The organism is Streptomyces noursei ATCC 11455, assembly GCF_001704275.1.
In the GTDB taxonomy this organism is placed as follows: Bacteria; Actinomycetota; Actinomycetes; order Streptomycetales; family Streptomycetaceae; genus Streptomyces; species Streptomyces noursei.
Window position 1 is genome coordinate 9,766,993 of record NZ_CP011533.1, and the last position, 19,087, is coordinate 9,786,079.

A 19,087-nucleotide genomic window follows, 5' to 3' on the forward strand; every position below is an offset into this window, starting at 1 on the left:
TCCCTCAGCTACTACTTCCAACGCAACGTACGGATGTGGACCTGAAACGCACCGCCCCCTGCTCATGGCAGCCGAACCCGCAGGCGCTGGATACCCCGTCCTCGCGCTCCAGCTCCGGCAGGGTCGCCACACGGGAGGGGCCGCCCGATAGCCAGCCAGGTCCAGGGACGGGGCGGGCAGTCAAGGGTGGGCATCGCCCAGCGCGTAGCGCCGCCGTAGGCGCCCTTGACTGGCCGGCACGGCCCGCACACTCCACGAGCGGGCGGCCCCGTCCCTTTGGTTCGCCGCTTAACCAGATCGTGGACGGAGTGAAGCCCCACTCCGGGAACCGATCGGCATTGTGCAGACTCTCGGTGCACACGGCTCACTTCGTATTCAGCTAGCGCCGCTTGGCTGCAGTGCTCAGACAGTCGAGGATCACTGTCGCATCCGGAACCGTCACGAAGTTCGTGCAGAACTTCCCCACCTCGGCTGTGCCCAAAACGACCTCGAAATCAGCGCCTGTAGTCTCACAGTCGTAGCTGTAGGTCCCGGGCCCGCACTCTCCGAGAGCCTTCTCCGCACCGTTGAACCTGGCGATTCCGAACGCCGCGTCCATCGCCTCAGCGATCACACCGTTGGGCAGGTCACCGAAGTCGATGGTCACTCGCCCGTGATCGTCGAGGCACAACTTCCCCGAACCGAGATCGGCATGGTCGTACTCCAACGTGATAGCACAGCAGTACGTCGGAGTCTTGGCTCGCGCCAGCGGAATAAACGCAGTCTGCAACGTTTTGATCGCGGTCTTCTGGACGCGGTCCCATTCCAGTTCCCAGTCGTTCAGAGCAGTGACGACATCTGGTTGCATGGCAGATTCCTCCGATCGTTGACTCACGTTGTCGAGGTAGAGGTCACAGGCCGCTGCCGGGAATACTGAGCGTCGCCAGCACAGGTGCTCGCTCGCCAATGTCCCCTTGAGCGGAGCTGCACGGAGATCCCCGCAGTGCTGGAGAGAAACGAATCCCAATGGGAGTGCAGCGCCGTACCAGGTAGGCCCGCCCGCCGGCGGGCGCCGGCGCAACGGGGGAGACGCTGCATCTTGTCGACCCGTGAAACTGGCCTGCGGCTGGGGCGGCTTCCGCACCAGCGTGCGCTGCATCGACGGGGGAAGGCGGGAGAGACCGGCCCCTCGACCTAGCCGGCGAATACTGCCCAGGCGACCGCTTCCAGATTGGTGGCAGCCGCGGTCTGCCACTACCTGCTGGCATGCACCGGTGGGAAGGCCGGTTCACAGCTCCATCCAGCTGCGTCGGCCCACACGGTCGTCCAGGGGCCACCACACCGCCGCCGAAGCACCCTGGGTCTCCAACTCCTCCAGCACTGCGGCACCGCTGGGCACTTCCTCGGCGAACCGAGCCGTCGCGGGATGCTCACGGACCAATGCCCGTAGATCCGCCACGCGATGCAAAAGCGCCTTCCGGCCGGCTCCGGTCAAAACGAACAGCAGCCGAGGAAAGACAGGGTACGTACGCTGCCACGCACGCATCCCGGACACGTCTGCTACCTCACGTCGCCCCGAGACTGAGACATGGTTGTGGAACCTCGCATAGGTGATCACCTTCGACGCCAGGCGCTCGGATGACTCGGTAGCTCGATCTACCTCGACGAAGGCCCGCAGCATCGCCCGTGTAGGCGCCGTTCGGGTATATCGAAGCAAAGCGTCCGCGATCAACGCGCGATCCCCGTCACCGGCCCCATCACGGACGGGATGAGCCACCTCCGGAGACCAGTCCAAGGGTGTGACCTCGTCGCCCCGGCGACGAGCATCTTCGACAAACGCCAGCGCAGTCCGTGTCACGGCCAGCGTGTGTGCCGTGCGTGCCCCCAACGCCGTATGCCGGCGAACCCGCCGCTGGCCGGCAAACTCAGGCCAGTTGGCGACGAGATGGGCGCCGTCTTTGGTGAGTGACCAGACGCTCGGATGGTGCGCCCGTTTGACGCTGCTGAGCACTCCTTGCCGTTGAAGATCACGGAGGCAGTGCCGAAAGTACCTTAGCTCAGGAGGAGGACTCAACAGACGCCGCAGTTGATCCGTTTCCGCGGCGCGATGGACGAACAGCGCAGCAAGGGCCTGCTCGCGCACAGGTGTTGGCCGATGGGAGAAAGCCGTGGGGGACGAGGTAAACATCAAGGTTCCCGGGCATGGAGGGCCCGCAGCCATCGGCCGCGGGGAGGGTTGGTAACCCTCGCCTTAAGCTCACCCGCAACCGCTTACCACGCTACCTACCACGACGGCTCACCCTCATTGCGAAGCAATCACATCCACCATGGTTATGGCTCCACCTGACTGCGGTGAGGCGTGCGCGGCAGCCGCTCACCAACCTCACGGTCGGTCGCGATTGCCGGATGCCTCAGGGAAGGCTTTCCGAGCCTCACGAACCGCTACGCTCCACAGCGTTAGTGATCCTCCGTTTCTCTGCGATAGTTCAGTCGCGATCCCTCGATACCACCCACCATGCTTCTGCATCTGCTCGCGTGCAATATCGACTCGGTCGGTAGCCTTGAGCCCTTTCGGCTCGGTGACAGAACCCTCCGGTCTGCCGGTACCGGTGCCCGGTTGGACACCCTTTCGTTTCTGGTCGAACTCTTGAAGGTCACTACGGAGAAACGCAGGTAGAGGATGTCCAGTCGGCCCCTCCACCTCTCCTACGGGATCAGGGAAATACCCTGGAAAGTCAACCAAGTATTTCTTGATGGTGGCGTATGGCGATCGAGCCGGCATGGCGAAATTCAACCACTCGGTGGCTTGACGAATGGAGATCAAGTCATCCGGATCGCCGTTGTACAGCTCCGGGTCAGTGGGAAGAATGGCGTCACGTTTGCGCTGCTGATGCGCAACATAAAACCGCTCAAATTCCTCTCGGTCGAAGTAGGCGGCGCGATCGAGTGTGATCTTTTCCGGGTGCCGAAACCCCTCTGGCTGCTGCTCGCGCTCCGCGTACCAGAGTTTGACCGTGGACAGGCCAGCGCCGGTTCTCTGCCTGATCCAGTCTCGATTTACCACCGTACGGCCCTCGTATACGGCAGTCTTCGGGTTCAACTGCACCGCGACCGCAACCTTTCTCCTTGGGCCGCATGCCTGCCAATGCAGCTCGATGCCCGGTCGGTACTGCCATCTTGGGAAAACGCCGCCTGTTACGGCCGCGACGACTCGCAACTCCAAGAGCCAGCACTCCTGCATGGTTAATCGTACATGCGAGGTACGGGGCCCTCTGCTCCGGCCATACGGGAAACATGACAGTGCTGTCGCTGAGGCGACGGGAGGCGTCACTGTCGTCGGCATCTGGACTACGAGAGCGGCCCCAAGACCGGCATCGACGTCGAATGGATACTGGTTGCACGAGGCGGCCGCCCTCGTTCCTGCGCGGCGGGAGGGCGCCAGCAGCACTGGGTTGAGACGCCATCCTCGGCCGGAGCGGCGCAGCGTCAAGCAGTCGAGATCCTCGGTGTCCTCATGCGAAGCCACGCCTATGAAACACCCCAGCGGAGTCGGACACGTTCAGGCCGAAGGCCACCCGTTCGTGTACGGTCCTGGCCAATGCCCGTCCGCAGGCGGCACATCGCGCCGTACGGTGACGTCCTGATCGTGGAGGGGAGACAGCGCGTGTCCGAGGGGTAGCAGACCGCCGCCGAGTCCGGCATCGACTACAGCAGGCTCGGCCTTCGGTGACGACATCCCCAGCGTGGTGCCGCTGGTGGAGGCCAAGACCCCGCACAGGGTCGTCTTCGGGATCGACACCCTCGGCCAGTGGCGGATCGAGGCGCACGCCGAAGACGGCACCTTGCTGGAGGCCGCCTGGTGGTGGACGTACGCCGTCGGTGACGGCACCGAGGACGATTAGGAGGACGCCGTCGGCTCGGTCGTGCCCGACCTATCGGCACCTCCCACCGCCGCGGTGACCGCCCCCTGCTCGATGCGGACATCCTGCGCGAGCAGGCTGGCGACCTCACGGAGGTCGCGGTGATGGCCGACGACGCTGCCAGCAGGGCGCTCTCGAACAGGCTGGACCGGCTCAGCGTCTGGGCGGCGCGGTGCGCACCTACCTGCCAGACGCCGACCGCGCTGGTCCCTTGCAGCACCATCCGCTGACCCAGGTCGATCCGGCGCTGCCCGAGGCCGCGACCGGTCACAGCCCACCTGCGCACCGCCGCCGGTCGTGCTCGTCCAGCGCATCGAGGAGACCCCGGCCCAGCCGGAGGGCGAGGAGGATGTCCGGCGCGAGGCCGAACTGGACCGGCACACCGCCCAGCTCGCCGAGAAGGAACGGCTGCTGTGGGAGAAGGACGACACGAGCGCTGACCTGCGCCGGCAGGTGCAGAAGCTGTCCAAACAGCTGCGCGCCGAGTGTGACAGCGCAGAGCCGGAGCAGGTTGCGGTGTACGCCGACCCGGAGCGGCAGTTTAGCCACGAGGTCACCCAGCACTGGCTCACCACCCTCCCACAGGCCGAGCGCAAGCAGCATCCCCTCGCGCCGTACCGGCTCGGGCGGGACTGGCTGGCTTCTCTGGAGGCGATCGAGTTGGTCGACCACTGCAAGGCCCTCGACGTGGCGGTGGAGGTCTTTCACCGGCCGTGTGGTCGACAACGCCGCCCGCCGGTGCACCGGTTCCGCTCCAGCGAAGGCGGCGACGCCGAATCCCCCATCCGGGACGATGGGGCGGTGGCCTGGCGGTGCGACACCATCCATCAGGGCACTGGCCGAGGTGACGGGCCGGTCGTATGGCAGCGCGCACCGCCTGCTGACCGACGCGGGGGTGGCCTTCCGTTCCTGGGGCAGCCGGGAAGGCGGCGTCGTGACCCGGCTACCGTCGCACCGCACGAAGGTCGGGGTAGTCCTCGGAGCCCGGGGCCCCGGCTGCGAGGGCCCGTTCGGCCGCTGGGCCGACGACGGCCGGTCCGCCGACGAACGCATGGTGGACGAGGCCGATGACGGCACGGGCCCGAAGCCTACGCACCGCCGGTATCCGGCTCGGGCGTTCCGAACATGAGTGTTGCCAAGTCCTGGATATGTACGGCGAGTTCACGGACATGCGTCGCGCCGGTCTCGCTGTCAGCGAAACGAGTGTCGGAATCGCCGAGCTGCGCGGCGGGGTCGGCCATCGAGTCGCGCCATTGCTCCACCAGGCCGATCAGGCACTGCAGGATGCCCCGCATCGGATCTGCGATGGTGCGTCCGCTGAACCCGTCGACGGCCGCCAGGTGCGCCTCGGTCCACCTCAGCCGCTCAACGATCATGTTGGTATCGATGAGCGGAGCCTGCCCGGGCGCCGACGGTGACAACGACACCTCGGACTGGGAGGACTCCACCAGCAGGTAGAACTCCTCTAGGCCGAGCTTGGCCTCCTCGATCGCGGTCATCGCGTACGCCTGAGCCCACGCGTTGAGGATGCCGGTCAGGACCGCGACCTTCCGGTCCTCGGTCATGTTCTCCAGGATTGAGCCCTTCAGCGGGATCTGCAGCTTGGCCAGGGCCTGCGTGAGCTCTTTGGACGTGGGCAGCCCGTCGCGTACGGGCACGGTGGAACGCGTCATGCAGGTCACCCTAGCGGCCTGCACGGGCAGCCAATTCCGTCATCCGCGTCGAGATGACGGCCGGGCACGCCGGCCTGCTCCGGCGAAGCCTCAGCGATCGGCCCGTACACCGCGCCGGCAGCCGCCGCGCAGTCGCCGATCAGAGCAGTCAAGGTGGCGATCAGCCGAGTGGCGTGCCGACGCGACGCGCCGGTACTTCCAGTGGTGCGTTCATCAGAGCATGATGGCGCGCGTAGCCGGGCTGCGAGGGCGTTCGCCACATTGCAGTGAACACACGACAAAGTCCCCAGTCGCCCGGGGCCCGTCTTCCTCCGCTTGCGCGGAGAAGGGTGCTGCGTTTGCCAAGCCTCTGGGGCCACACACGGCTTACACCCACTCAGGCAGGCAAGAGACTCGACTCCGCCGAGCGTAGTCAGTGCGCGTGGCCCACCGTCAGCGCTCGGGGCGGGCACGCTAACTGATGTGGACCCGGCCCCGGCCGAACGCCGGGCTCGAAGAACCACCGCCCTGCCACCTGCCATGACGTGGGCCGCGTCCTTGCCACCGGCGAGGCATTCAGCCGCCCCGCCCACGACTGGGGCTGGACTGGTCATTCGTCTACACCATCTGACCTGCGATCGCGCACTTCCGCACAAGCACTTCGGCCCCCGAGGCGCATACCCCGGTTCTGGTCCGCCACGACAGGTCGGAGACGGCTGCCGGGGCCGACCCGTAGGCTCCGCGTGTCGGGCGGGGAGCGTGGCGGCCCCTGCCCGGCGCCCGGACTGCTGCCTCGGGCGTGTTCCGCCCCCAGCATCGAGCCCATGACCTGCCCATCGGCACCGATCCAGTCGCAGGCTTCGTTCTCCTCCCATCCGGCGCCGCAGCCATCCTCGTTGAGCAGGCAATTCAACTCGTCCTCGGTCAGGACCGGCTGGCCACTCGACAGGCATCGAGATCGCTGTCGCAGGTCATCGCGGCGATTTGTGCACGTGACGAGATGTGTTTTCCGCGGCGGAACGGCAGACTTCGAACAACCAGTTCGGGTTCGTGACTTTCATCGTCTGCGCCGCAGGGAAGGAAGGAACGCGAGGTGCGGGGGGGGGTGCCTCTATGTCCTTCGGCAAGGCGGAGTGGGTCATGCGGGGGCGGTTTCGGGGGTGCGTAGTTCGTAGAAGGTGCCGTCGGGGAGCATGGCGAAGAGCACGCTGATGCGGTGGCGTGCGAGGCGGAGGAGGGCTTGCGTGTGGGTTTTCCTGCGGGCTCGGCATTTGTCGTAGTAGGTGCGGGAGGCGTGGTCGTGCAGGGCGGCGAACGCGGAGAGGAACATTGCGCGTTTGAGCTGCCGGTTTCCGCCTCGGGGTGCGTGTTCGCCGTGGATCGAGGTCCCGGAGGACTTGGTGGCCGGGGCGAGGCCGGCGTAGGAGGCGAGGTGGGCGGCGGTGGGGAAGCTGGTTCCGTCGCCGACGGTGACCAGCAGGACGGCGGCGGTCCTGACCGCGACCCCGGGCATCGAGGTCAGGACCGGGGAAAGAGGGTGGGCCTCCAGCAGTTCGCTGATCTGGGCTTCCAGGGCCCTGCGCTGTTCGTGGACGGCCGTGAGGGAACGGGCCAGGGACGGGATGACCACGTCCAGGGTGCCGGTCCCGGGGACGACGACGGTCTGTTCGTCCAGGGCGTCGAAGATGTCGTCGATCAGTCGGGTGGCCATGCGCGGGGCCTTGGGGCGGATCACCTCAACGAGTCTGCGGCGTCCGGCTTTTCGCAGGGCGGCCGGGGATCCGTAGCGTTCCAGCAGCCAGGTCACCGCGACGTGGTCGAGGCGGGGACCCAGGACTCGCTCCAGGCTGGGGTGGAACTGGGTGAGCAGGCCGCGGATGCGGTTGGAGGTGCGGGTGGTCTCGGCCGCGAGGTCCTGGTCGAAGCCGACGAGCACGGTCAGCTCAGCGGTGTTCTCGTCGGTCACCTCCAGCGAGCGCAGGGTGTGCGGCATGGTGCGGGCCGCGTCCGCGATGACCGCGGCGTCTTTCGCATCGGTCTTGGCCTCGCCCGGGTAGAGGTCGGCGATCCGCCGCATCGCCAGTCCCGGCAGGTAGGCGACCTTGCAGCCCGCGTCGCGGGCGACGGTCAGCGGGAGGGCGCCGATGGAGGCGGGCTGGTCCACGATCACCAGGACGGTGCCGAACTTCGCGGCCAGCTTGTCGAACACGGCCCGCAGTTTCGGCTCGCTGTTGGGCAGGGGCTTGTCGAAGACCTTCTTGCCGGCCGGGGTGAGTCCGTGGCCGTGGTGAGCGGTCTTGCCGACGTCCAGGCCGAGGAACACGCCCACGTCTTCGGTATCGAACATCGCGCCCTTCCAGGAACGTTGCCGGTGTCGGCCTCGGCGTCGGTGTCGTACGCGCGCATCCACGTTATGCAGACCTGCCGCCCGCGAGCGGCCGGGCATTGCACCCGGCCAGGCGGCGGTCGGACCTCTTATCAGCGTCTCCGACGGCACCTCCCGGGCCCGGTGACACCACCCCCCAGGTCATGCCTTCGACAGGGGGGAACAGTCATGCCGGGCCCGGAGGCCAGCGGCCCTCTTGCAGGACCGCGAAAAACATAACGGGGGGGCGTAGGGGGCTGTGGAGGAATCCGCGGTGGGGTTGCTGGGGGAGGAGGTATCGCAGGAAGGGGTGCTGCACCGAAAGACACGGCAGGGGCCTCGTGTGGTGTGGGGAGTCTCAGCTTTCGCACGTCGTAAGACGCTTTTGGGTGGGCGGACTTGGCGGGTTCGGTGCCATTTCGCAGGCTGATCGCCACGTCAGTGAGGTCGAGCTCCACGTATCCATTATCGGTGCCTGCCAGATGGCCAGTAACGGTTACCGGAAAGCTGTCCCGGAGGACTTCACACATGTCGAGTGCCAACTGACCCAGCGCGGTCCCGATCGTAAGTTGAGCCTCGTCAGGGATCCAACGGTGGCTTTAATGGTCCCACTGCCGACATGGCGTCACCACCAATATCCGTGCTGCCGGGGTGCCTTTGGGAGTGAAACGCAGTTTGGGGTCGGAGGACAGGTACCCCTCAACCGTGATCTTTATCTTGCCGGACACTGGTGTTCTCCTCGTTGGGGACGGGACGTTCCGTTCCGTAGGCGCGGTTTGCATCGGGGCGGACTGCATCTTGCGAAGAGGCGCATCCAATATGGACTGGTGTGGCGATCTTGGGATGGTGAGGAGAGACGCTGCCGCCGCCGGCTGGCCGTACCCTCGTAGTTCATCCCCGGGTGGCCGTGCTCGTTCGTCGTGGTGCTGGAGATGGGCGTCACGTCGCGGACGCAGGTGCTGGGCGTGGTCCGGTTCGGCCCAACCGACGATGCCACCGCATCACGCCAAGGACGATGGCGGCGAGCAGAATCAAAAGGCAGCCTTTGGGCGTGAAGCTCATGTTTCCCCCTGAAATGTCTGGTCGAGTGGGTTAGTTGAGGCCGAAGTCGGTGGGGCGGCCGCACGCAATGCGGGCGCCGGCCAGCTGGCCGTTGCTGGCGGCGACGGCCAGGGCCTCGCGCAACTGGTCCGGCTCGTCGTCGTGGCGGCCGCCGATGTCCCCGGCCAGGAGCAGCACCTGGCGGACGTCGAGCACGCTCTTGATCCATCCGGGGATGGGCTTGGCAAGTGTGCCGTGGTAGAAGCGCTGGCCGGACGGATCCAGCACGATGAGCTGCAGGTTGCGGCCGTGCGGCTGGAACACGGCGACCCACTGTCCTAGTGGTGGGGCGTCCAACTCGGCCGTGACCAGGTGGAACCCGTTCTCCAACAGGCTCTGCATCAGGATGTTGCGGGGCTCGGCGCCGTGGGTGCCGGAGTCCGTCAGTGGCGTCATGACCATCCGGGCAACAAGCATGGGTGTGCCGTCCACGATGTCCGTGGCCATCGTCATGTCGAGCCCGCCCTCGGGTTGGACGACCGCGGCCGTGGCCTCGGCGTTCAGCGCGATGACCCTCGACGGCGCACAGCGGTCGTGGGCGAACCAGATGCTGCCGGCGGTCGCCACGGTGCTCCGGCCGAACACGACGTTGACCGGCCCGCTGTCGAGCGGCTCCCGGCACTCGATGCACGTCCCCTCGGCGATGCTCCGGGCCTGCAGGGCCATCTGCGGACCAAGGGCCGCCTCGACCTCCGGGCTCATCCGTACGGCCAACGCCATGCCTGCTCCCCTCCCTCGTGCCGGTGGCCTCGGTGGCTTCGGCTTTGGCTCACCGTACCGGCGTCAGACCTGGCACGAGTCGGGCATGGGCTGTCCTCCCAACTGGTCTGTGGTTCCAGGGAGATCAGCCTGGCCCGAGTGTGCTGGAGGGTTCAAGGTCCTGTTCCTCGGCCAAGGTGATCGGGTGGCCAAGGGAAGTATGCCCGTCTGACCGAAGTGGGGACGTCTGTTCGGGCGCAAAGGACTGGCCTAAAGGCCAGGCTGAACATGTCGGAGGGCCCGATCCGGGCCTCTGTCGTCGACCACCCTCACGCTCGTGCGGGGCCCGGATGCGGGCCGGGCGGGGGAGTGGTGCAGGTCAGCCCAGGAGGGCGAGCAGGGGCGCGGGCGGCAGGGCCTGGGAGCTGTCGGACGCGGCAAGGTGTTCGGCCCGCTCGCGGCGGAGGCCGTTGAGGTGGCCTACTCGGGGAGCCGGGGTGGGAGTCGTCGGCGAGACACAGCAGGTCCGGCAGAGTGCCGTCGTCCCATCCGGCCTGTTCGGCGAACCACTCGCGGAAGAAGGGCAGGTGCAGCAGCGTGCGACCCGCGTCGGGCAGGTCGGAGTCGTTGATGATGAAAAGTGCTCTGATGCCTGTTCTTAGAACAAGCGCTGCTGCCCGGCGCTTTCCAGTGCGGCCCTTGCTTTGGCCGCTCGCCGCTGAGCGGCCCGCTTCTTGCGGTCTCGTTGAGTATCTTCCTTGGCCGGCTCGCGAACCTGCGTATTCCCTTTCGTTCGAGTCGTGGGCTCATCCAGGTCAAATGCACTGACAACCTCAGCGAACACGGCGACTGGGTCGGCGAGCTGCAGGGGGGCCGGGCCGTGGGGCGACGTCGACGGCTCGGTCCTGGTGGCAGGAACCCGCGCCAGCCGAACCACCGTTGCGTCGTCGTCCAACTGCACAGCCACGGCGCCGTCGAGCTGACGGCGCCGAGCGCACCCTGCGTGATCCCTACAGGGAGCCGGTTCGCTCGTCTGCCGGTGCCGACACTCCGTCACCTCACACTGCCTCGGCAATGCCTCACCCGCCGATATGCCTTCGATAGCAAGACGTGGGGGCGCAGTTACGCTTTGAAATCCAAGGCCACAATCCTGCGATGCCTCACCACCCGTCACTGGATCTATCGCGAACACCCGCGGACCCGGAACATACGGTGGCGCCAGCACCCTCCACGGCCCCACCTGAGCTGCCGCCACATGAGCACGCCCCCACCCCACGCACGCGCCCCACTCATTACCGCCAGCCCTTGCCGACCATCCACACGAGCACGTCACCCACGCGACCACATCGAGCGTGGGGTCATACCCCGCACGCCGCGACCGCGCCCCCTGACCCGGCACCGTGAACACTCGCGTCACATGCTCCGGCGGCGCCACGTCGGCGCTCGCCTCCCGAGCCGGCACGATCACCGGCGAGTACTCTCCGTCCTGGAGCACCCACGCCCGCCCGTACGTCTCGTAGCGGTCAAACGTCCCCCGCCACGGCAACCCCTGCACCGTCACCCCGCCGTGCGTCACCGGCTCGGGCGTGACCATCACCCGCTGACCCTTGACGTACCGCGGAGCCGGCAAGGCCGCCCGCACCAGCGCCCCCTTGATCGCTGCCTGCAACTCCGCGTCCGCGGCCGCCTGAACCACGCTGGCAACCTGGTGCCGACCCCTGCCGAACGTCGGGCACGCCGCGCACCGCTCACCGCGCACATAGTCCCGGTCAAAGCACCGGGGGCACGACTCCGGGAACCGCTCCACCTCCGCCACATCCCACACCCGCCGGGGCGTCACCCCCAGCTCTGCCAACACCAAATCGAACGACCCGGTATCGCGCACCCACCTCCAGTCCTCACCTTCGACACCGGGCCGCTCCGTCCACGCCAGGAAGAAGGACCGCCCACGCGTCGCCGCATGCGAGCAAAACCGCTGCGCCTCCTCACGCGTCACCACCCACAACCCGCGCGCTCGCGCCGGAGCGCTCTTGCGGGAGGCGATGAACACCAGCGCCGGACCGTCCCCCCACCGCGCCGCCGGCACCTTCTCCACCTCGGCGCCCGCGCCCTGGACGACGCCCGCAGGCGCGGCGACACCAGGGCAGTACCCGCCGTCATCCGCCCACCCCTCCAGCGTCCCGGGACCGGTGACAACGTCGGCCACCTTCACCGGTACCAGCACCCCTGACTCGAACAAGCAGCGCCGCACCTGGTCGAGATCACGAATGTCATTGATCGCCACATGGTCACTGGCCGCACCACCGATCATGTACCGCCAGCCGTCAGCCCCCTCGTGCTTCCAAGCGGCCTTGACCGCCAGGCCGTCCGGCTCCCGCGTCGCCAACATCACCGCGTGATCCGACTGCACCTGAGTGCGCACCGACCACCCCTGCTCCTCAGCTTCGGCCACCAGGTCCACAGCGGCCGCGGGCAGAGTCTCGCGCTCCGCCTCGATCCGCGCCGCCTCAGCCGCCGCCGCATCCCGCGCGGCCTTGAGCTCCGCGACTGTCGGCCCCGCCTCCTCCCCCTTGAAGAGCCGATCTTCACTCAGCAGCGGGTACCGGCGCCGATCCGCCGCCGACACCCCGAAGCCGTTGTCCGCGACCGCGCACTCCACCGCCTCGATCTGCCGCGCCCGGCGCCAGAGGTCCCGCGTCCGGCGTCCCTTCGCCGTCAGCACGATCTTTCGGCATCCCGGACCGCCCGCGGCTGCGCCCACGATGCCGGCCGCCCACAGCGTCAACACCCGACCCTTGGCAACCCTGGTGTTCACATCGAACCGCGTCGCCGACGTGTCCTCGGCCACGAACCCGTCCGCGGTCTCGAACAGCTTCCCGTCGTGCGCCCACCACAACACGTTAGATTGCGCGCTGCTGAGCGCCAGCGCGGCCGCCTCGTCGATCTCTTCAGGCGTCATCACTCCCGCATCCCGCCGCTGGTGCTCGTCCAGGTGTAGCCCGGCCGCGTACTCCGCATCCTCCCGGCCGGTGAACACTCCCGCCCGGTCCCTGCGTTCCGTCGGCTCCCCGAACTTGTCCACCAGGACCGTCATCGGGCCGTGCCGGTCACACTCCACCGCCCACTCCCGCTCGGCCAGGTCCAACGCCGTCGCCCGCGCCGCCGGCCGTGAGATGTAGTTCCCCTCCACCGGTACCGGTACGGGAGCCGGCGCCACTGCCGCCTGGTCGCCCTCCTCTCCGTTGCCTACCAGCGCGTCGCTCACGGCACCGCCGGGCACCTGACCAGCCGTCGACACATCGGCCTGATCGCCAACAGGACCACTGCGAACACCTCCACAGCTGCCCACACCATCGGCCACCACCTCGGGCCCCGCTGCCGAGAAGAACGCCTCCGAACCCCCAGACTCCGAATCCACAACGTTTCGCAACGACTCGACACGAAGCACATACGCCCCTGCCTTAACGAGTTCTGTATGCCGCTCGCCTCGATGGTTCTTCGCCGTCATCATGTCCCCGGAGCGCGCCGTGATCGTCCACGCCACCCCATCCAGGGGCATCCCAACAGCGACCCCGGTCCCGCGCACCACCCCATCCGACAACTCCTCGTACGCCGTCCCCACCCCAGGCACCACGAAGACATCACCCACCTGGCCATCCGCGGCCGGCCGTCGCCGTACGTCCGCCCACGTGTAGCCGTGCTCCCCGCGCGCTTCTTCCACGGCCGGTGCCGGCTCGTCGTCCAGGTACGCCCGCACCAACGCCCGCACGCTCTCCGCGTCCGGCTCACCGTCCGCACCGATCACCGGCACGCCGATTCGTGCATCATCCGGAGCGACGACGACCCACCCTGCCGACTCTTTCGCGACATTGAAGACCTCGCCGCGTGTGGTCGCGTGCCACATGCCGTCAATGATCCGCGTGAGCGTGATCCGCCGCTTCCCCGCGCCGCTCATGTCCTGCTGCTCCTCGTCCTCCTCGACCTCGGCGCATCCGGCGAACCGTCGTTCCCATGCCTGCGCTTCTCGTTTGGCTCGCGCAGCTTCCCGCTCCGCAATCTGCCGTTCCCGCCTGGCCGCCCGCTCACGGTCCCGCAGCTCACCTTTGGCGGTGATCGCTTCCAGCTCTGCGCGACGCTTCGGGGCGTCGGCTACCCACTGCTCTAGCTCCCGCATCTGGGCCGCGCGGTGCGCCTTCTCTGCCTCGCCGCGGGGCAGGAACGGCAGCCGCTCGGCTTGGTCTCGCGCTTCCTGTTTCGACACACGCGAGCCCGAGGCGGCTTCCAGGCGCGCCGCTTTCGCCTCCTTGTCCGTCTTGTGGAGCCCGGATGGCTTCGTTCACTTCAAGCGACAGCGTTTGTCCATCGGTTTTGGCGGCGGGACGCGGTCTGCGGGGGCGTGGATGTGCATGAGAAATGACGTCACTTCGTGGGATGGCCCGCCGCCCGTGAGGGCGGCGGGCCATCGAGTTCGGGCCTGCGGATGTCAGCCGGCCTTAGCGGGTTCCTCGGCCCGGGCCCGGGTGGAGGCGAGCCGGTAGGAGTCGGTGCCGGTCTCGATGATCGTGCCGTTGAAGGTCAGGCGGTCGACGATGGCCGCGCAGAGGCGGGGGTCGGTGAACGTCTTGGTCCAGCGTGCGCCGTGCGGCGCTTCGTTGTATCCCCGACGCAGTCGGGATGAACTTGGAGGGAGGTTCTTGGGTCGCCGGGCTTACTTGAGCGCGAAAGCGTGAGGGGACAACAGCATGCTCGGAAAGCGGTGTCCGTCTGGAGGCGTCCAGGGCGGGGTGCCGCAAGACCCGCGCGATATGGCTAAGGCTTGATTACTTGAAGCCCAATTCCCAGCGGTGCGAAAGACACCCGTCGAAACGACGCCTGAATTCGACGTCACGCCATGCTTCGGTCGCGGTTGGAGGCTGGAGCAACCTCCATGGCGTTGAGCGCCTCCCAGCGAGGGCGGCCAAGGGAATGAGTGGGCGGCCTAAGTCGCGCTAGATACGTACAACGAAGACGTACCACGGGATCGCCTACGGGGCGCGAGCTCTATGGCGACGGAGTGCCCGTAGTAGTCGCAGGAGTGACGACCTGCCAGGGAGGCCGGGAAAGCCGGTCACAGGGCGAAGGGGCACAGGTGATTGAGGCGTCCGGCGATGGGAGGTATGCGTAATGCAGAGCGCCGCAACGGTGCTGGGCGTCCTCCGGGAACGCGGCAGGCAAGGTCTGCCGCTGGCAAGACTGTATCGGCAATTGTTCAACCCGCAGTTGTTCCTGATGGCTTACGGGCGCATCTACGCCAACAAGGGTGCGATGACGCCCGGGGCCACCGGGGAAACCGTGGATGGTATGTCCCTGGAGAAGATCGACACGATCATCGGTAAGTTACGTGCCGAGACGTATCGTTGGACTCCGGTTCGGCGGACCTACATCCCAAAGAAGAACGGGAGAAAGAGACCGCTCGGACTGCCTACGTGGTCGGACAAGCTGGTCGCTGAGGTGGTCCGCCTCCTTTGGGAGGCGTACTACGACGTCCAGTTCTCCCGTCACTCCCACGGCTTCCGCCCCGGTCGGGGCTGCCACACCGCGCTCAACGAGGTGGTGGAAGTCTGGAAGGGAACACATTGGTTCATCGAGGGAGACATCTCCGATTGCTTCGGCAGTCTGGATCACGGGGTGATGCTCGCAATCCTGGGAGAGCGAATCCACGATGGACGATTTCTGCGGCTGATCCGCCAGATGCTCAAGGCCGGGTACTTGGAGGACTGGCGATGGAATGCCACGCTCAGTGGTGCGCCACAGGGTGGCGTGGCCTCTCCGATCCTGTCCAACATCTACCTGGACCGGCTGGATCAGTTCGTTGAACAGCGCCTCATGCCGGACTACAACCGGGGCAGGCTGCGCCGGCGGAACCGGGAGTACTGGCGCGTCGAAGCGAGGATTAAACGGGCAGGCCAGCGTGGAGATAAGGCGGCAGTACATGCGCTTCGGCAGCAGCTGCGACGCCTTCCCAGTGCCGACCCGGATGATCCGGACTATCGGCGGCTGCGGTATGTCCGCTATGCCGACGACTGGCTGCTCGGATTCGCTGGGCCAAAGCGAGAAGCCATGGAGATCAAAAAACGGATGAAGGATTTCCTGCATGACGAACTCAGGCTGGAACTCTCCGAGTCCAAAACCTTGATCACGCACGCTGCCAGCCAGGCGGCGCGCTTCCTCGGTTATGAACTGAGGACTCAGCTTGCCGACACGAAGATCACTCGGGGGCGTCGAGCGGTCAATGGCTGTATCGGCCTATACGTGCCACGGGATGTAATCCGGAATCGGTGCGCGTTGTATATGAAGCGCGGGAAATCCAAGTTTCGCGGGGCACTGATACACGATCAGGACTACTCGATCGTTGCGAAGTACCAAGCGGAATATCGGGGACTCGTCCAGTACTACCTGCTGGCCCAAAACGTGGGACGTCTGGGCATACTGCACTGGGTCATGGAGACATCCATGCTCAAGACTCTGGCCAGGAAGCATCAGTCCACCGTCACCAGGATGGCTCGCCGACATAGGGCGACCGTCCAGACGCCCGACGGGCCACGGACGTGCATGCAGGTCATAGTCAAGCGCAGTGACGGCAGGAAGCCACTGGTCGCCCGCTTTGGCGGAATCCCGCTGAAGCGGCAACGTTTTGCTGACCTGGTCGACAGGAAACCGTCAACGAGATACACCGGCAGCAACGAGCTGATTCACCGGCTCTTGGCGGGGCAGTGTGAGATGTGCAGATCGCGGAATGGTCTGCAAGTCCACCACATCCGTAAGATGGCAGATCTCAACCGGCCTGGTCGGCCCGAACCTTCTCCCTGGGTAAGGCTCATGGCGCAACGTCGACGCAAGACCCTTGTGGTCTGTCACGACTGCCATTGGGAAATCCATAGAGGACGGGCCACGGTCTCAACTCGGAGATGACGTCACTGGAGAGCGGTATGCGTTGAAAGGCGCCCGTACCGTTCGGGAAGGGGCCGTCGGAAAAGGACCCCAGCCAGGGGCACCTCGTCGGCGGCCTACTTCACCGCCGAAGGACTCGTTGGAGGCGATGGCGACGCTGTTCTTCTCCTCGCGCTCGGTCAGGACCTGGAAGAGCAGTTCGGCGCCGTGCCGGTCGAGTTCCATGTAGCCGAGTTCGTCGATGCAGAGCAGGTCGACGCGGCCGTAGCGGGCGATGGTCTTGTTCAGCTGCTTCTCGTCGGCGGCCTCGACCAGCTCGTTGACCAGCTTCGTGGCGAGCGTGTAGCGGACCCGGTAGCCCTTCATAGCGGCCTCCGTGCCGAGGGCGATGAGCATGTGGGACTTGCCGGTGCCGGAGTCGCCGATCAGGCAGAGCGGCTGCCCCTTCTTGATCCACTCGCAGGAGGCGAGGGTGTGGACGGTGGCCGCGTCGATATTGGGGTTGGCGTCGAAGTCGAACGTCCGAAGGGACTTCTCCCTCGGGAAGCCAGCCGCCTTGATCCGCCGCTCCGAGCGGCGGCGGGCCCGGTCGTCGCACTCGGCCATCAGCAGTTCGGCGAGGAAGCCCCGGTAGCTCATCTGCTCCTTGAGCGCCCGCTCGGCGATGTCGGAGAACTCCTTGCGGATCGACGGAAGCCGCAGCATGCGGCAGGCGGTGTCGATGGCGGCGTCGGCGGCCTGCTCGGTCAAGCCTCGCTGGCGGGGCAGGGTGGTCATTGCGCTTCTCCCTCACGGTGGTCACCGCCGCTTTCGCGACGGCGTCGGAGCAACTGGTCATAGGGGGTCACCGAGGGCAGCGGCCTGGTGTCCGGCGGAAGGTGGGCAAGACGCCACTCGTGCAGGAACGTCACGTTTCCTGGCGTCGGTCCCGGACCGGTGGCCGGTGGTTCGTCCTCGGCCTGGGCGGCCTTGCGGGCCTCCAGCGCGACCGCGTCCGCGGTCAGGGCTCCGGCCCGCAAGGCGGTGGCCAGCCCGGCGACCAGGTGCTCGTGCGGGATGTGCCGGCCCAGCAGCAGCACCTCGATCAGGGCCCGGGTGCCGTCCCGCTCGCCGTGGACCTTGCGGGCCTGGGCCCACCAGGCGTCATGGACGGGGGTGAACTTGCCTGCCGAGCGGGCCTGTTCGAGGGCGGTGGCGCCGGGGAAGGCGCCTGGCTTGCGGATCAGGGCTTCGAGGTAGTGGTCCAGCTCCAGGCGGCAGCCGGCCTTGGCGATCAGCCGCTCATGCCGGGCGACTTCCACATTCTGGTCGTAAACCACCAGGTGGGAGGCGTGCAGGACGACCCGGACCCGCTTGCCGATCAGGCGGACGGGCACCGAGTAGCGGTTGGTGCGGACGGTGATCTGGCTGTAGCGGTCGACCCTGGGGGTGAACACCCGCCCGGTCTCGAACGGCTCCTCCGGCAGCGGCAGCAGCAGCGGCCGTTCGAGCTCGAAGTACTCGTCGATGGTCCGCGGCCGCGAGCCGATCCGGCGCCGGCCGTCGTGCAGGTCCCACTGCTCGACCATCTCGTTCAGCTCCGCCAGCGAGGAAACCTCCGGCACCGGGGTGAAGTGGTTGCGGCGGAAGTAGCCGATCTGCCCCTCGACCCCGCCCTTCTCGTGGGCGCCGTCGATGCCGGGGCGGCAGTAGAAGCTCTCGATGCCGAAGTGCGACCGGAAGGCGATCCACCGGTCGGTCTCCACCCGGGCCCGGCTCAGTCCCAGCACCTGGGCGACGGCGGCCTTGAGATTGTCGTAGCGCACCCGCCCCCGCGGGACACCGCCCAGCGTCCGCAGCGCGTGCACGTGGCCCTCGAAGAAGGCTTCCTGGCCGGCGGAGGCGAACACCCGGTGGACGGCCTTGCCGGAATACGACAGGCGGAAGGAGAACAAGTAGCAGGTCACCAGCTCGCCGGCGAGCCGCACGGCCACGTCACCGAAGTCGACCTCCGCCTCCATCCCCGGCGGATGGGTCTGCGGGACGAACGCCTCGATGGGCGCCTTGCCCGCCTCCACCGCGATCTGCGGCTTCCGGTCGGCGACATACCGCCTGACCATCGGATACGACACCTCGGCGCCGTGTTCCTCGACCAGCCGGTGAAAGATCCGCGTCACCGTGTGCCGCTGCTTGCGCGGCGCGTCCAGGTCCGCCCGCAGGATCCCGTCGATCACCGCCTTGTACGGATCGAGCGCCGACGGCCGCGGCGGCAGCGGCTTGCGCGGCTCCGGCCAGGCCGAGTCCAGAGCCTTGCGCACCGTCCGCCAGCCGACGTTGTACTTGCGCTCCAGCTCCCGCATCGCCAGGCCAGCCCGGTGGTCCCGCCGGATCGCCGCGTACAGCTCGACCTTCGACATCTGCGGCATGACCAGGACCTTTCACCGGAAACACCCCGATGCTGT

General features: G+C 67.0%; 13 protein-coding genes and 1 pseudogene. 3 read left to right on the forward strand and 11 right to left on the reverse strand.

Features of this window, described 5'->3' with window-relative positions; genetic code table 11:
- Positions 1–379 precede the first annotated feature (379 nt).
- From SNOUR_RS41765 to SNOUR_RS46915, 3 genes are all read right to left on the reverse strand, one after another.
- Positions 380–847 carry a hypothetical protein gene (locus SNOUR_RS41765; protein ID WP_067342863.1) on the reverse strand — a complete coding sequence of 156 codons (468 nt, stop codon included), beginning with the start codon at positions 845–847 and terminating at the stop codon, positions 380–382.
- A gap of 420 nt (positions 848–1,267) precedes the next feature.
- On the reverse strand, positions 1,268–2,122 hold the full coding sequence (locus SNOUR_RS41770; RefSeq protein WP_312631433.1) for a replication-relaxation family protein: 855 nt from the start codon (positions 2,120–2,122) through the stop codon (positions 1,268–1,270).
- Between the two features lie 240 nt (positions 2,123–2,362).
- On the reverse strand, positions 2,363–3,202 hold the full coding sequence (locus SNOUR_RS46915) for a hypothetical protein (protein WP_159425709.1): 840 nt from the start codon (positions 3,200–3,202) through the stop codon (positions 2,363–2,365).
- 520 nt (positions 3,203–3,722) lie between these two features.
- On the opposite strand from SNOUR_RS46915, the gene SNOUR_RS46920 reads away from it, so the two are divergent.
- On the forward strand, positions 3,723–3,881 hold the full coding sequence (locus SNOUR_RS46920; RefSeq protein WP_159425708.1) for a hypothetical protein: 159 nt from the start codon (positions 3,723–3,725) through the stop codon (positions 3,879–3,881).
- 285 nt (positions 3,882–4,166) lie between these two features.
- Here the strand turns inward: SNOUR_RS46920 and SNOUR_RS41775 are convergent, their stop codons facing one another.
- The gene (locus SNOUR_RS41775) at positions 4,167–4,727 is read right to left on the reverse strand and encodes a hypothetical protein (protein WP_159425707.1); all 561 of its coding nucleotides are present in this window, start codon (positions 4,725–4,727) and stop codon (positions 4,167–4,169) included.
- Here SNOUR_RS41775 and SNOUR_RS49520 point away from each other — a divergent pair.
- Positions 4,693–5,028 carry a helix-turn-helix domain-containing protein gene (locus SNOUR_RS49520; RefSeq protein WP_376738479.1) on the forward strand — a complete coding sequence of 112 codons (336 nt, stop codon included), beginning with the start codon at positions 4,693–4,695 and terminating at the stop codon, positions 5,026–5,028. The two genes, SNOUR_RS41775 and SNOUR_RS49520, sit on opposite strands and share 35 nt — an antisense overlap.
- Here the strand turns inward: SNOUR_RS49520 and SNOUR_RS41780 are convergent.
- The 5 genes and pseudogenes from SNOUR_RS41780 to SNOUR_RS49050 form a co-directional block, all read right to left on the reverse strand.
- Entirely contained in the window at positions 4,988–5,572 is a 585-nt protein-coding gene (locus SNOUR_RS41780) for a hypothetical protein (protein ID WP_159425706.1), read from the reverse strand. The genes SNOUR_RS49520 and SNOUR_RS41780 overlap by 41 nt on opposite strands.
- A 1,117-nt stretch (positions 5,573–6,689) precedes the next feature.
- A complete protein-coding gene (locus tag SNOUR_RS41785; protein ID WP_067342856.1) occupies positions 6,690–7,898 on the reverse strand; it encodes an IS110 family RNA-guided transposase in 1,209 nt (402 codons plus the stop codon).
- Positions 7,899–9,008: 1,110 nt separating this feature from the next.
- Positions 9,009–9,737, reverse strand: coding sequence for a DUF8842 C-terminal domain-containing protein (locus SNOUR_RS41790; protein ID WP_067342854.1), 729 nt, complete (start codon positions 9,735–9,737; stop codon positions 9,009–9,011).
- Positions 9,738–10,374: 637 nt separating this feature from the next.
- Positions 10,375–13,977 (reverse strand): hypothetical protein, encoded by a 3,603-nt coding sequence (locus SNOUR_RS41795; RefSeq protein WP_067342852.1) that lies wholly within the window; start codon positions 13,975–13,977, stop codon positions 10,375–10,377.
- Between the two features lie 222 nt (positions 13,978–14,199).
- Positions 14,200–14,346 (reverse strand): annotated as a pseudogene (locus SNOUR_RS49050) (ATP-binding protein); the annotation flags it as partial.
- A 533-nt stretch (positions 14,347–14,879) separates the two neighbouring features.
- Between SNOUR_RS49050 and SNOUR_RS41800 the strand changes: the two are divergent.
- The gene (locus SNOUR_RS41800) at positions 14,880–16,667 is read left to right on the forward strand and encodes a reverse transcriptase/maturase family protein (protein ID WP_174717825.1); all 1,788 of its coding nucleotides are present in this window, start codon (positions 14,880–14,882) and stop codon (positions 16,665–16,667) included.
- Here the strand turns inward: SNOUR_RS41800 and istB are convergent.
- Both istB and istA read right to left on the reverse strand, forming a co-directional pair.
- The gene (gene istB, locus SNOUR_RS41805) at positions 16,653–17,423 is read right to left on the reverse strand and encodes an IS21-like element helper ATPase IstB (protein WP_312631428.1); all 771 of its coding nucleotides are present in this window, start codon (positions 17,421–17,423) and stop codon (positions 16,653–16,655) included. The genes SNOUR_RS41800 and istB overlap by 15 nt on opposite strands.
- A complete protein-coding gene (istA, locus tag SNOUR_RS41810; RefSeq protein ID WP_167739084.1) occupies positions 17,420–19,042 on the reverse strand; it encodes an IS21 family transposase in 1,623 nt (540 codons plus the stop codon). The genes istB and istA overlap by 4 nt, the downstream gene beginning before the upstream one ends.
- Positions 19,043–19,087: the final 45 nt, after the last annotated feature.

What these genes read in the sequence shown, in the direction of transcription:
- SNOUR_RS41775 (WP_159425707.1), bottom strand. Translation starts at nt 4,727, where the DNA reads ATGGATGGTGTCGCACCGCCAGGCCACCGCCCCATCGTCCCGGATGGG.
- SNOUR_RS41785 (WP_067342856.1), bottom strand. Translation starts at nt 7,898, where the DNA reads ATGTTCGATACCGAAGACGTGGGCGTGTTCCTCGGCCTGGACGTCGGC.
- SNOUR_RS49520 (WP_376738479.1), top strand. Translation starts at nt 4,693, where the DNA reads ATGGGGCGGTGGCCTGGCGGTGCGACACCATCCATCAGGGCACTGGCC.
- SNOUR_RS41800 (WP_174717825.1), top strand. Translation starts at nt 14,880, where the DNA reads ATGCAGAGCGCCGCAACGGTGCTGGGCGTCCTCCGGGAACGCGGCAGG.
- SNOUR_RS41790 (WP_067342854.1), bottom strand. Translation starts at nt 9,737, where the DNA reads ATGGCGTTGGCCGTACGGATGAGCCCGGAGGTCGAGGCGGCCCTTGGT.
- SNOUR_RS41765 (WP_067342863.1), bottom strand. Translation starts at nt 847, where the DNA reads ATGCAACCAGATGTCGTCACTGCTCTGAACGACTGGGAACTGGAATGG.
- istB (WP_312631428.1), bottom strand. Translation starts at nt 17,423, where the DNA reads ATGACCACCCTGCCCCGCCAGCGAGGCTTGACCGAGCAGGCCGCCGAC.
- SNOUR_RS41780 (WP_159425706.1), bottom strand. Translation starts at nt 5,572, where the DNA reads ATGACGCGTTCCACCGTGCCCGTACGCGACGGGCTGCCCACGTCCAAA.
- istA (WP_167739084.1), bottom strand. Translation starts at nt 19,042, where the DNA reads ATGTCGAAGGTCGAGCTGTACGCGGCGATCCGGCGGGACCACCGGGCT.